We start from the raw sequence: 13026 nt of genomic DNA on the forward strand, positions 1-13026 counted from the left end.
TGTTTATTGTACGCGGAAATCATCCGAGTCTTTTAATTTCTCGCGCAACCAATCGGGAATTTTCACCGATTTGCGCTCTCGACCCATTAGAACATGCCACGTGTAGGCTTCTGTGAGGATTTGGCTATTCGCAGCTTCTTCTGCTTTTACAATCTGATAGTCGAATTTCATCGAAGAACTTTTTACTTCGGCGAGTCGAATTTTTACGAGGATTTCATCATCGTAATGAATCTCGCCACGATATCGAACCCAGACTTCAACGACAGGAAGAAAGTATCCTTTCTCTTCGAGACTTTTATAAGTAAAGCCTTTTGCTCTACATCATTCACTGCGCGCGACTTCGAACCAAAAGAGATAACTCGCATAATATGCATGACCCATCTGGTCGGTTTCCCCGTAACGTACCCGTATCGGAACGTCGAGCCATTGCATAGGAAAAGAGTCTACTTCATTCGAAAATCAAAAAAAATCTTGCTTACGTTGTATCGCGACTATTTCGTTCCTAAGCAGCTTCTTTCGAGATTTCCGCCTCGTGAGCGATAGAAGTTTTCTGAAAATCTTCGATTCGCGCATTCAAATCCGCTGGACGCGCACGAACGGCGAGAGGAACCGGAGTCCTTTCCGTGTAAGAATCGTAACTGCGCATGGCGGCGAGAGTCATGATGTGATTCGCCCATTCTTGCGCTTCTTGCAGAGTCGTATCGGGTAACAAAACGATATAACTATAATCGGATTTGCGGCAAATGCGCGCTGTTCGGGGAGAATGACGATGAATCAATAACCCTAATTGGCGAGCAGCCAATTCGATCGTATGTTTTCCGAGTTCGTTTTCGAGTTCTCGAAAGCGCAACGGTTCGATATAAACGATGCAGCCCCCCCGATTGGAAATTTCCATCATTTCTTTTTGAAATTCTGTAACGGAGAGCAAACCAGTGGAACCTTTCTTTTTACTTTCACGCAGAACACTCAACGTATGCGCGAACTCGGTAGCGACATCGGTAAGAGTTTTTGCATCCTCCTTACCGAGCGCACCTTCCGTTCGCGAAGAGACGCTGATAAACCCGATAATTTGGTCTCCTTCGGCAATCGGAACGAGAAAATAACTACCCACACGCAATTTCGCCGCCTCTGCGGGGTGAATATCGGGATGATTCGACGCAGAATACGCAAAAATGGGTTTTCCCCCCCCACGAAGCCAACCCTCTATTCCTTCTGGTTGATACAATAATGTCTCGAAAAGTTTTATCACACGCCCTTCTCTTGCCATGAGTGTAGGTTTTTCATCCTGCAACTTATAGATCGAAATATCGCACTCGGGAAGGATGTCTTTCAAAACCTGCACGACACGGCGAGACAAATCCGTTACTGTGGCAGCGCCGTCTATTCGGCATGCGATTTCATAAAGCAACTCCGATTCCCGCAACTTGCGAAGAATGCCAGCATGCTCTCGTTCGTCTACGATGACACGTGCAATGACTTCGGATGCTTCTTCCGCTCGCCGACGAAGGTCTTCGAGTTCATGAGAATCTTTGATGAATAAAGTCAAAATTCCGATTAACTTTCCGTGAAGTGTCAGAAGAACACTGCAGAAGGAAAGTTCTTCTGCATAATCCTTCTGCGAAGAAGCAATCGCTTCGTTTATTCTGAGTTGAAGTTTTTGTGCGCTATCGTTGGGTTGAATGGGTATGCTCAAAGTAATCGAGTCTTTCGGAACGCGTCCCGCTTTTTCGTTTACGATAAATCTATCGCCTAATTGGTTCTTCGTAAACAAAATAATTCCTTCGGCACGCATCATCTCTCGAACCTGATTCATGACGTCTGACAAAGCCCCCCCAGCATGCGCGCGACCTAATAAAACCTTCGTGCCTAAACGGTCTACGCGCGACTTTCTCTCTAACTCCCTGTATTCACGAGCTAATCGCCGGTATTTCTCTCTTAATTCGATGAGCGCTTGCGTACTGTTTTCTATCGCAGGCTCTGCGAGTTCGGCAATCATTTGCTGAATCGTTTTCGGGCGAACGACAATACGCGGACTATTCGCAAAAAGTGCAACGATCAAAATTCCCGCAGATTGCGCGAAGGCAATCGGGTCTTCCAAGGTTCCTATTGCCATCGCATTTGCAAATACTAATGCGGCTGCAGCAATTGCGCCGGTCGCTAACGGGTTACTGCCTCGTTTCGCTACAGCATAAACCAGCGGTGCGACAACAATAAGCCCGAAGAAATGTAGCCATCCTGAGTACGCGAGAGCAGCGGAGATGGCGAGAGAGTCCAATCCAGCAACTAATCCCGCAAATGCCGGATTCGTTTTCTTCTTCGATTCCACGAGAAATGCAACCGCCGCATAGGTGGCAGTCAGCACACCGATTATCCAAGCGATCTCCATGGGGGGTTGACCGAACCATCTGGAGACGGCAAATAACCCGATTGCCGCGACAAGACGACAGGCGAACTCGTACATCTTTAAGTTCTTTATCGGAGGCTGAACTCAGCCCGTTAGGGTAGCCAAGTTGGGTAGTCTTCTATAAAATGACGGGAATGACTTGGGTAGCGGTGGTCGCTCTTTTGTTATACGCATTCGTAACCGGTTGCGAGGACATGCAAGGCGACAATATCGCAAAGGAAAGCCCTTCCTTGGAAAAGCCCCCCGCTCAAAAAGAAAGCGAAACTTCCACGAAACAGGCTTACGAGAAAGGGCTCGAAATCGGAAAACAAATGACGTACAAACAGGGGAGTGAAGCGACTCAAGAATTGGCAGACGCCATCATCAGGGGAAAAGTGCATGCTGGTCTAAAAGTCGCAGAAGTAGACAGAAGCGGATTCGAGGTGATTGTCAAAAACGGAGTAATCGAACTGAAAGGAAAAGCCGCTTCGGAAATTCAGAAAGCGAAAGCCGAAGGAGTTGCAGTCGGTGTTATCGGAGACGAAAAAAAAGTAAAGAATAACTTAACGATCGAAGGTGATTCATAGATGAGTTCCTTAGAAAAACTGAAAGAAAAATTGCGCGAAGTCAAGCGTTTAGGAGAAAGCGTCGGTGTATTGCATTGGGACATGCAATGTTACATGCCGCCAGGGGGGGCTCAGGCGAGGTCTGAGCAAGTCAGTATCCTTTCTCGCCTCATCCATGAAAAATTCACTTCGGATGAAATCGGAAAACTCATCGAAGAGGCGGCAAAGGAAGTGGAAGGACTGCCTTATGAACATGAAGACGCTGCTCTCGTGCGAGTGGCGAAAAGAAATTACGACCGCGAAGTAAAAGTTCCCAGCGAACTCGTTGCCGAAGAAGCACAAACCACTTCGCTTGCTCATGAAGTATGGGTGAACGCGCGAAAACACAACGATTATCCGTCCTTCCAACCCTGGTTAGAGAAAATCGTAGATATCGAAAGGCAAATTGCCGAACATCGAGGTTATCGAGAACAAGCCTACGATGCGCTCATGGACCCTTATGAGCCAGGCACGACTACTTCCGAAGTCGAAACGATTTTCAATGAACTCAAACCGGGTCTCGTCCAACTCGTTCGAGCCATCAGTGAATCAGGAATCGAAATTGACGATTCGATTCTAAAACGAAAATATGACATCAAAAAACAAGAGGAAGTTACTTTGGATATCGTGAAGCGGCTCGGTTATGATTTTCATCGAGGCAGACAGGACCGCGCTCCGCATCCGTTTTGCACTACACTCGGTGGGGGGGATGTCAGAATCACGACACGATTCGATGAAAACTTTCTATCAGGAAGCGTTTTCGCTTCGATGCACGAAGCCGGACATGCTCTCTATGAACAAGGTCTTCCCGAAAAATACGATGGCACGTTGTTGTTCGAAGCCTGCTCTTTAGGATTTCACGAGAGTCAATCGCGACTTTGGGAAAACCAAGTCGGCAGAAGCAGAGAATTTATCGAGTTTTATTTTCCCTTTTTGAAAGAAAAATTTCCGGAATCATTGGGGGACGCTTCGGAAGAGCAATTTTATAAAGCGGCGAACAAAGTCACCCCTTCCTTCATTCGAGTGGAAGCGGACGAGGTGACCTACAACCTGCACATCATGCTGCGATTCGAACTCGAAAAAGAAATGATAGCCGGTAGAATCAATTTCAAGGAATTGCCGGATATCTGGAATGCGAAAATGAAAGAGTATCTCGGAATCGTACCTTCGAACGATGCCGAAGGCGTTTTGCAAGACGTGCATTGGTCCGGCGGTTCGATAGGATATTTCCCTACATACACCCTCGGGAATCTCATCGCCGCACAACTCTGGTCTAAAATCAAAAACGAAATCCCCGACATCCGAGAACAAATACGCAAAGGGCAATTCGCTTCGCTATTGGAATGGCTGCGAAAAAATGTCCATGTACACGCAAACATTTATCTTCCCAAAGAACTCATTCGTAAAGTTACAGGAGAAGGCATCTCTACCAAACCCCTTTTGAGTTATCTCCACGAAAAATTCGATCCGATATATGGGCTGGCATAAACTATGAATCCGTCGGAAACTCTCCAAAAACTCTCGCAAGCGATACAGCAAATCCGTTCCGGATTGGAGAATGCATCGGTTCTTTTGCCTGTACTCGATACGATTAGCGCTAAGGCGAAAGAGGCGGAGGAACTCGAGGAACGCATCAAAGACCTCGAAGCGCGAGGAACCGCAGCGAAAGAAGCGTTGGAAAAATTCGAAGACGCATTAGCGAAAGCGATTCGAAAAGCGAACGAAGAGACGGTGAATCCGCAATTCGATCTCGATACGCGTTTGAATTTAATGGATGTCTTTCGCAAGGCATTTTCGGAATTGGCGAATGTCGGAATAAGAGTGTGGATTCCAAAGGTAGGAGAACCTATTGACCCGGAAAAGCATCTCGTGAGAGGGCGCGCTGAAAACGGTGGATACAGCGACGAGGTTGCGGATGTTTTGACATGGGGTTTTCGATTCCCCACCGGATTGCATCAACATGCAGAAGTATTAGTAGGAAATCTTTCACGAGTAGAAGAAACATCCGAAAAAGAAGAGGAACCCGTCGGACCGGGGGGGATTCCTCAACCGAAAGCAGGAATTTCTATGGTTCTCGATGAAGAAACAGATTCTGACGAATCTGAAGCAGCCACCTCGCAGAAAAAAGGAAAAACTGCCGAAGAGGATTTGTTCGAAAAACTCCGAGAAGCGGCACAGAAAAACACGCAGAAGCGTTCGTAGAGAAAAATCATTCTTCGCGCTCTTAGAAGCTTAATTCAATCGTGATACGAAAGTTGTTTCACGAGCATCTTGTATCCCCCACCTTCTACCGGCTCGAAAATGTTGCAGTGGTCCATCTCACCTCCGTATACATGAAGGGTTATCGCTAAACGAGAGGGGTCGCAATTAGAAATCGTGTGATACTCGAAGGGGGGGATTAGACTGCCCGCACTACCCACTCCCGCAAAAACCGATCCCTTCGGTGCGAAATAATACAAATCGTTTTTCTTCTCGAGTAATTCGTATTGAACCACTTCCAATTCCCCTTCTAAAACCCCTTCCACACACCACATTCCAGAATGGTCATGCAAAGCAGTTCCTTGCCCCGGAGCCCAGACCATCGCAAGAGCAGTGTAACCGTATTCAGGACTTCGATGGAGAAGACGTCGAGCGTACGTACCTTCGATAGGCTTTCGAAACTGCTCGGGGAGGTCGAACGCTTTTTCAGCGACCAAACGCTTGAGAGCCTGCTTTACGGCTTCCGTAACCCGATGAACATTCCCCAAAGAAACTGCGTCGTCTAAGGCTCGAATAAGCGTGCTCTTACCGGTGAAGGTGACCATATCTCTTCCTTTCCGAGACGAACGTATTATAACCCGAGTTTTTATGTGGGGAAAAAAATAAAGGCTGGGAGCATCCTTGCTCCGTCCTCCGTTACCACCAAATCCTTAGGTGACAGCCTCAATTATTATAGACGACAGAAATACGGAATTGCAACGCGTTTTTTTCAAACCGCCGCCCATTGCAAGCGTGGAGGCTGGCTGTGGGTAACCCCGAGAAGGTGGAGCGGTCCCGGGCTTTTCGACCATACCGAGCGATGACGGTTCCAAAAGACCGTGTAAACGAGACTGCCATCAGCGCTTCTTCGCCATCGGTTCTCGCCACGTCCCGTTACGAGCATCACATAGCACGAGGCGGGTATGCACACATCCTCATAAAAGGCGTACGCGCGGTCCAAGACGATTTCACCACTGTCGAGAAACGCGCTGTCGTCCGCGAGAAGATGCCCTCGCAGGTTCGCTTTAAGGACTCCCTGATTTTGGAGAAGAACGAATTCCTTTTGTGGGTCTTCGTTTCTTTCGACACCGACGATTCGCAACATTCAAAGAAGAAGACGATCATAAAAAGGCATAAGCAGCAAGATTCGACACAAATCAATCAGATGTCAAGTGTTTAAAACATTTAACTGCTTTCTCTAATGTTCCTCCGTAAGGTTCAAGCCACTCATAAACCTTCTCAGGATAAACCGTAAGCCATGCTGTGTCCGAACCACGTCGTCCTCCATGTTGGGTTTGAATGCCAGGGACTTTCCCCCAATTATTTATCAATACAACCTTAGGAATAACCCAAGCATGTGCGTCGAATGGACTAATTCCTAAGCATATTACCAATTCATAATCTTGATCTCTAATTTGTTGAAACTTATAAAATCCATTAGCCCAAAGAGTGCTAAATTTAATTTCGACCTTTTTCCCATTTACTAATCTATCGGAATCGCTATTTGGTGCATGTACGACATCAAAACCTTTAGCAGCCAGAAAACCTGCTAACAATCTTTCACCTATAGTTCCAACCTGACGAGACGGCCTCGTTTTTATCCATAGGAATGGGCTATCAATCCATGCTTCGTCTCCCTCTGCGTATTCTTCTTGCAACATGCGTGACAACTGAGCTAATAGCATTACATCTGGGTCACTGATCAGTTTCTTCATGTGATTTTAGAAAATAGGTTTTTTTCTTTTGATATGCCCAATTTTTTTTCTGTAATACCATAAAGTCCCGGATTCGCAAAAGCAAGTCGTTTCATCATAACACGAATCGCTTCGATGTTATTGTCAATCAAAACACAAAAGCGCCCAAGCCGAACTGCAGCTTCACCCAAAGTCCCACTTCCAGCAAAGAAGTCAAGAAGCCAATCACCAGGGTTCGAATGAACACGTACAATTCTTGAAATAATACTAAGAGGTTTTTGCGTTGGGTAGCCGGTTTTTTCCTTTCCCCCAGGACTCACAATCGTATTCCACCAAGTATCCGTTGGCGTTTTTCCTCTTGCCGCCTTTTCGGGACCCACGAGTCCCGGTGCGAGGTAAGGGATTCTGTCTATTTCGTCGTAATGGAAAATGTAATTTTCGGGATCTTTCGCATACCAAAGGATGTTGTCGTGTTTAGGCGACCACTTTTTCTGTGTTCGCGCTCCGTAATCGTACGCCCAAATGATTTCGTTCATAAAGGATTCGCGTCCGAATATTGAATCGATCAATATCTTGCAATAATGAACTTCTCTATAATCGATGTGAAAGAAAAAACTGCCGTTAGGGGTCAAAAGACGATACGCCTCACAGATGCGCGGCTCGAGAAATTCCAGGTAATCATCGAAAATATCTATATACGCACGCTTGCCGACGGGAATGGTGCGATACCTTCTTCCTCCGAACCCTGTACGGTCTCCTTTCTCGTCTCTTACCGTTTTGATTTGCGTCCTTGCCTGAACTTTTCCTGTATTGAACGGCGGGTCTATATAGATGAGAGAAAAGGACTCGTCAGGCAATTTAGAGAGAACCTGTAAATTGTCACCGTAATGGATTTGGATGGATGGGTTTTTCATTTTTTCCCAGAGCGGAATAATTTTACCTTGCATCACTAGCCCAAGGCTATACCACAAACAACCGAAATCATATAAGAGGCGTTGATGATATGTTATAAGAGAATGCTTTCCTGATCAAACCTTCTTCGTTTACTCTAATCATAAATAAAAGCCGATTATAAAACACAAGTTGCCAATCGGAAAAATCAGGAACCTCACTCAAAATCATTACTCTATAGGCAAGAGTAATACCTCCCACAAAAAAGGGGCCATTATATCCTGGCGTGTACCATGTGTTGTTACACACTTTCTCATTTTCTTCTAGGTTATATCCCCACCATTTATAATCAAGGTTTGGATTTAAAATTTTTTTCTGGTGGCGAAAATATAACCCTCGTACTATCCATTTCAATCCCGCTAAGATACGGCCAGCATCAGCTTGCACTCTACAACAAATGCCATATGGAGTTAGAACGGGCTCGTTTATATTCATTGTGCGAAGTATCTGTTTCCCTGGAGAATTTCTATCCTCACAAAGCGCGGCGCGAGTTGCCTTATCGAATTGTCCATGCAATCGAAAAATACTATTTGTTTCGACTCGAAATGCAAACACGTCGCGTAGATATTCGTCGTCCAACGATTTCTTTTGTTGACATTCGTTGCAGCATGGAACCGTAACGCACGAATTTTTATCGATTAAAAGACACTTCGGGACGACATGGTCTTTTGACTTAGCTGGCGCGCCACAGTATGCACAAAAACAACCTAGCTGCATCCGCTCGTCGCTCCGCACGAAACGCATTTCAGGCAGGTCCCATTTCGCACCAATGTGAACTGGCCGCATTCGCTGCAGGGGTCGCCTTCATAGCCTTTCATCCGAGCGTTGTGAATTTTCGTGCTCAAATCATCCACCGGACTCAAATACAAAGTAGACTGCACCTGCGCCCCCCCCAATGTACTCGCGGAATCCGAACCCGATAGAAAAACATTCGGCAAGATGGTCTGCGGGTTATTAGAAACCGACGCTTTCGAAGAAGGACCATTGGAGCCGTGCGTCACTCGAAATCCCTTTCCCGTATGGTCTTCCCATGTCTGTCCCGGAATATGAGGAGACATGTGGTGTTCGTCCACGACCTCTTCCTCTGTGAATTCGGGCACTTCCTCTGCAGGACGACCGATCGTGTCTCCGCGCAAATCTTCATGGATCACCTGCATGAAATCCGTTCGTCCTAAATACGTAACCGCCAACTCTCGGAAAAGATAATCTATGACGGAAGTCGCCATTTTGATATGGTCGTGTCCTGTAACTACGCCGTTCGGTTCGAAACGCGTAAACACGAACGCATCCACGAACTCTTCGAGAGGAACACCGTACTGCAACCCGAGAGAAATCGCAATCGCGAAGCAGTTCATCAAACTTCGGAACGCAGCCCCCTCTCGATGCATGTCTATGAAAATTTCGCCGAGTGTTCCATCCTCGTATTCTCCCGTTCTCAGATAGACTTTGTGCCCCCCCACTCGCGCCTTTTGCGTATACCCTTTGCGTCGCGCAGGCAAAACACGGCGTTTCGCAATATAACGAAACACCAATTTCTGTGCCGCTTGCGCGATGGAAGTGTGCTCTCCATCGATCTCAGCGATCGCCGCCGCTACTTCGTCCGCTGCTGTATTGAGGGGCTGACTCAACTTCGAACCGTCTCGATATAGCGCAACCGCTTTCAAACCTAACTTCCATGAAAGCATGTACGCTTTGCGCACGTCTTCCACAGTCGCAAACGAAGGAAGATTGATGGTTTTGCTAATCGCTCCGGAGATGAACGGTTGCGCTGCTGCCATTTGTCGAATGTGTCCTTCCGTCGAGATGAATCGCGTACCGTTCTTACCGCTTCGATTCGCGCAATCGAAAACCGGATAATGTTCCGGCTTCAAATGAGGAGCACCTTCGATTCCCATTTTTCCGCAAACATATAGATTCGCCTTTTCGATTTCTTCTTCGGAAAAACCCAACGCCTTGAGCATGTCGAAATTCCAATCATTGAGTTGCTCTTCTGTAAAGCCCAGTTTCGACATACAGAATTCCTTTCCCAAAACATGCTGATTGAAGGCGAATCTCAAATCGAATGCGGTTTTCAAGGCCTCTTCCAAGCGTTCTAACGCTTCGTCCGTAAAGCCTTTTTGACGAAGTTCCTCGTGAGAAATCGCAGGGGAGCCCACGAGCGTAGCATGACCCATGCAGTATTTCACGATATCGTCAATTTCATCCATGCTGTAGCCCAACCGTCTCAAAGCGATGGGAACGGATTGGTTGATGACCTTGAAATATCCCCCCCCTGCGAGTTTCTTGAACTTCACCAACGCGAAATCCGGCTCGATACCTGTCGTGTCGCAATCCATCAATAGTCCTATAGTGCCGGTGGGGGCGAGCACGGTAACTTGCGCATTTCGATATCCGTGTTTTTCACCCAGCTCTAACGCGCGGTCCCAGGCTTCCCTCGCCGCTTTGAGAAGTTCCGTAGGGCATTCGTCCGGGTCTATCCCGACTGGCTTGATCGAAAGTCCCTCGTATTCTTCCTTCGATGCGTTATAAGCAGCGCGGCGATGATTGCGAATCACGCGAAGCATCGCTTCCCGATTTTCTTCGAAATGCGTGAAAGGACTGAGTTCCGCAGCCATTTCCGCCGAAACCGCGTAACTTTCCCCCCCTAAAATTGCCGTCAATGCCCCTGTTATCGCATTTCCTCGTGGGCTATCGTAAGGAATCCCCATGCGCATGAGAAGCGCACCGAGATTCGCATAACCCAATCCGAGCGTGCGATATTCGAACGAGTTGCGCGCAACTTCTTCGCTGGGATATTGCGCCATCAACACGCTGATTTCCAGCACAATCGTCCACAACCGTATGGCATGACGATACGCCTCGATGTCGAATTCGCCTGTTTCGTCATCATAGAACTTCGCCAAATTCAAACTGGCTAAATTGCAAGCCGTATCGTCCAAAAACATATATTCGCTGCATGGATTGCTCGCACGAATACGCCCCCCCTCAGGACACGTGTGCCATTCGTTAATCGTCGTGTCGTATTGAACACCAGGGTCGGCGCACATCCACGCCGCATAACATATCTCGTCCCACAAATCCTTCGCTTTAACTGTTTTCGAAACGCGTCTATCCGTTCTCCAACGCAAATGCCATTCGCGGTCTTCTTGCACGGCTTCCAAGAAATCGTTCGTAACACGAACGGAATTGTTCGAATTCTGTCCACTCACCGTGCGATAGGCTTCCGAAGTCCAATCCGTGTCATAGGTCGGAAATTCGATGCTCCTGTATCCTTCTTTAGCGAGTTGAATCACTCGCTGAATATAATTAGCCGGGATTTGCGCAGCCTTCGCCAAGGCAATCGCTTCTCGCAAAACCTTGTTCTCTCGAGGGTCGAAAGGATTCTCCGCTTTTTCATTTTCAAAACATGCTTTCATGATTTGGTTGAGGTGATAAGCGGCAAGTTTCGAACCTGCAACCAAAGAAACCACCTTTTGCTCTTCGACGACCTTCCATTTCACGAACTCTTCGATGTCAGGATGGTCTATATCCAAACACACCATCTTCGCGGCACGTCGTGTCGTTCCGCCGGATTTGATTGCACCCGCGCTCCTGTCACCGACGCGCAAAAAGGACATCAATCCGCTCGACTTACCCCCCCCACTCAAAGGTTCGTTTTCACCACGGAGTGTCGAGAAATTCGTCCCGACTCCGCTTCCATATTTGAAAATTCGCGCCTCGCGAAGCCAAAGGTCCATAATGCCGCCAGGATTCACGAGGTCATCTTTGATGGACAAAATGAAACAAGCATGAGGCTGAGGACGCTCGTATGCGCTTTGACTCATGCGCACTTGGCCCGTTTCCGGTTCTACATAATAATGTCCTTGCGGTGGGCCTGCGATTTTATAAGCGTAATACAATCCCGTGTTGAACCATTGAGGGCTGTTCGGCGCACCGATTTGCCGCGCCATCATCGCACAAAGTTCATCGTAAAACGCATCCGCATCCTCTTGGGTATCGAAATACCCGTATCGTTCACCCCAATCTTTCCAACAACCCGCTAAACGATGAAAAACCTGTCGAGCGTCATTTTCCCCCCCGTATGTTCCGTCCTCTTTCGGAACTCCTGCTTTGCGGAAGTACTTATGCGCCAGAATATCCGTCGCAACTTGTGACCAATCCGATGGAACAATCACATCATCCATGGAAAACACAACGGTTCCATCCGGATTGCGAATTTCAGATTTCCTTTTTGTGAACGAGATATTCGCGTACGGACCCTCTCCAGGTTTCGTATAAAAGCGTCGAATTTTCATTTGATTTGCCTCCTTGGTTTATTGGGAATCCTGTGCCTTTTGAGAAAAGGTCAACAACGATGCATCACGTTTTCTTTTTGCGCGCCGTGTGAGCGCTTTCACGATCTCACCGAATTCCTCGGGCTCCTCGAACTCTTGGTACACACTCGCGAATCGAACATAAGCAACCGAATCAATCTCCGCCAACTTCTCTAATACCGCTTCGCCGATTGCCACCGAGGGAACTTCCATATCGTAGTTCTCCAAAAGCTTCTTCTCGACATCTTCTGCAGCGCTTTGCAAAACGGAAGTAGGGATGGGACGTTTTCTGCACGCAACCTTCATGCTTTCCAACACCTTTGCGATTTGAAAAGGTTCGCGCCGTCCATCTTTTTTCACCACGACGAGAGTCCGCTGTTCGACTTCCTCGAAAGTGGTGAACCGCTTTCCGCAGCGCACGCATTCTCTACGCCGCCGAATCGCTGCACCCTCCCGCGCGGGGCGGGAATCGATCACCTTATCGTCAGGGCAGCCACAAAACGGACAGGTCATAGATTACAAATTTCCTATGCTTCCTATGTCTTTCTTAGGTATCGGAGCAACCCAACATATGGAAGCACTTTCACTATACAACACAATATCTCGGGTGTCAAGGGGGTAAAGCCACAATTTTAAAAGATTTTTTAGCCCCAAAAAGTCAACTAATTTCCCACGATTTTTCCCATCTTTATCAGCAAAGTTTTCCACACCCTTAAAGAAAAATGGTCGGGGCGGCGGGATTCGAACCCACGACCTACTGCACCCAAAGCAGTCGCGCTATCCAGGCTGCGCTACGCCCCGAACTGTAAATACAGTCTACCTGCCATAGACCAAACTCCCCA

The 13026-nt window shown here is 47.5% G+C and carries 11 protein-coding genes, 1 tRNA gene and 1 pseudogene; 3 read left to right on the plus strand and 10 right to left on the minus strand.

Annotated elements, in window-relative coordinates; genetic code table 11:
• Positions 1-3 precede the first annotated feature (3 nt).
• Together VNK96_05175 and VNK96_05180 are read right to left on the minus strand one after the other, a co-directional pair.
• Positions 4-303, minus strand: a pseudogene (locus tag VNK96_05175) (thioesterase family protein).
• A gap of 199 nt (positions 304-502) precedes the next feature.
• Positions 503-2461 carry a GAF domain-containing protein gene (locus VNK96_05180; GenBank protein ID HWP31101.1) on the minus strand — a complete coding sequence of 653 codons (1959 nt, stop codon included), beginning with the start codon at positions 2459-2461 and terminating at the stop codon, positions 503-505.
• Positions 2462-2529: 68 nt separating this feature from the next.
• On the opposite strand from VNK96_05180, the gene VNK96_05185 reads away from it, so the two are divergent.
• From VNK96_05185 to VNK96_05195, 3 genes are read left to right on the plus strand one after another with little or no spacing between them, the layout of a single operon-like run.
• Positions 2530-2970, plus strand: coding sequence for a BON domain-containing protein (locus tag VNK96_05185; GenBank protein ID HWP31102.1), 441 nt, complete (start codon positions 2530-2532; stop codon positions 2968-2970).
• Positions 2971-4476, plus strand: a complete 1506-nt coding sequence (locus tag VNK96_05190) for a carboxypeptidase M32 (protein ID HWP31103.1) — start codon at positions 2971-2973, stop codon at positions 4474-4476.
• 3 nt (positions 4477-4479) lie between these two features.
• Positions 4480-5190: a hypothetical protein gene (locus VNK96_05195; GenBank protein ID HWP31104.1), complete on the plus strand. Its 711-nt coding sequence runs from the start codon at positions 4480-4482 to the stop codon at positions 5188-5190.
• Between the two features lie 35 nt (positions 5191-5225).
• On the opposite strand, the gene VNK96_05200 is transcribed toward VNK96_05195, so the two are convergent.
• From VNK96_05200 to VNK96_05235, 8 genes are all read right to left on the minus strand, one after another.
• Positions 5226-5792 carry a cysteine dioxygenase family protein gene (locus VNK96_05200; protein HWP31105.1) on the minus strand — a complete coding sequence of 189 codons (567 nt, stop codon included), beginning with the start codon at positions 5790-5792 and terminating at the stop codon, positions 5226-5228.
• Positions 5793-5956: 164 nt separating this feature from the next.
• A complete protein-coding gene (locus VNK96_05205) occupies positions 5957-6331 on the minus strand; it encodes a hypothetical protein (protein HWP31106.1) in 375 nt (124 codons plus the stop codon).
• A gap of 52 nt (positions 6332-6383) precedes the next feature.
• Positions 6384-6941, minus strand: coding sequence for a hypothetical protein (locus VNK96_05210; GenBank protein HWP31107.1), 558 nt, complete (start codon positions 6939-6941; stop codon positions 6384-6386).
• Complete coding sequence (locus VNK96_05215) at positions 6938-7834, minus strand: site-specific DNA-methyltransferase (GenBank protein HWP31108.1); 897 nt, start codon at positions 7832-7834, stop codon at positions 6938-6940. The genes VNK96_05210 and VNK96_05215 overlap by 4 nt, the downstream gene beginning before the upstream one ends.
• A gap of 67 nt (positions 7835-7901) precedes the next feature.
• Positions 7902-8306 (minus strand): hypothetical protein, encoded by a 405-nt coding sequence (locus tag VNK96_05220; GenBank protein ID HWP31109.1) that lies wholly within the window; start codon positions 8304-8306, stop codon positions 7902-7904.
• 272 nt (positions 8307-8578) lie between these two features.
• Positions 8579-12166 (minus strand): vitamin B12-dependent ribonucleotide reductase, encoded by a 3588-nt coding sequence (locus tag VNK96_05225; GenBank protein HWP31110.1) that lies wholly within the window; start codon positions 12164-12166, stop codon positions 8579-8581.
• Between the two features lie 18 nt (positions 12167-12184).
• On the minus strand, positions 12185-12697 hold the full coding sequence (nrdR, locus tag VNK96_05230; protein ID HWP31111.1) for a transcriptional regulator NrdR: 513 nt from the start codon (positions 12695-12697) through the stop codon (positions 12185-12187).
• A 210-nt stretch (positions 12698-12907) separates the two neighbouring features.
• Positions 12908-12985 (minus strand) — tRNA-Pro (locus VNK96_05235).
• Between the last annotated feature and the right edge of the window lie 41 nt (positions 12986-13026).

The sequence above is a fragment of the Fimbriimonadales bacterium genome (genome assembly GCA_035559795.1).
GTDB lineage: Bacteria > Armatimonadota > Fimbriimonadia > Fimbriimonadales > ATM1 > DATMAR01.

Excerpts from the sequence above, each read along its gene's own strand:
- VNK96_05215 (HWP31108.1), bottom strand. The coding sequence starts at position 7,834 with ATGAAAAACCCATCCATCCAAATCCATTACGGTGACAATTTACAGGTT.
- VNK96_05220 (HWP31109.1), bottom strand. The coding sequence starts at position 8,306 with ATGAATATAAACGAGCCCGTTCTAACTCCATATGGCATTTGTTGTAGA.
- VNK96_05180 (HWP31101.1), bottom strand. The coding sequence starts at position 2,461 with ATGTACGAGTTCGCCTGTCGTCTTGTCGCGGCAATCGGGTTATTTGCC.
- VNK96_05205 (HWP31106.1), bottom strand. The coding sequence starts at position 6,331 with ATGTTGCGAATCGTCGGTGTCGAAAGAAACGAAGACCCACAAAAGGAA.
- nrdR (HWP31111.1), bottom strand. The coding sequence starts at position 12,697 with ATGACCTGTCCGTTTTGTGGCTGCCCTGACGATAAGGTGATCGATTCC.
- VNK96_05225 (HWP31110.1), bottom strand. The coding sequence starts at position 12,166 with ATGAAAATTCGACGCTTTTATACGAAACCTGGAGAGGGTCCGTACGCG.
- VNK96_05200 (HWP31105.1), bottom strand. The coding sequence starts at position 5,792 with ATGGTCACCTTCACCGGTAAGAGCACGCTTATTCGAGCCTTAGACGAC.
- VNK96_05190 (HWP31103.1), top strand. The coding sequence starts at position 2,971 with ATGAGTTCCTTAGAAAAACTGAAAGAAAAATTGCGCGAAGTCAAGCGT.
- VNK96_05195 (HWP31104.1), top strand. The coding sequence starts at position 4,480 with ATGAATCCGTCGGAAACTCTCCAAAAACTCTCGCAAGCGATACAGCAA.
- VNK96_05185 (HWP31102.1), top strand. The coding sequence starts at position 2,530 with ATGACGGGAATGACTTGGGTAGCGGTGGTCGCTCTTTTGTTATACGCA.
- VNK96_05210 (HWP31107.1), bottom strand. The coding sequence starts at position 6,941 with ATGAAGAAACTGATCAGTGACCCAGATGTAATGCTATTAGCTCAGTTG.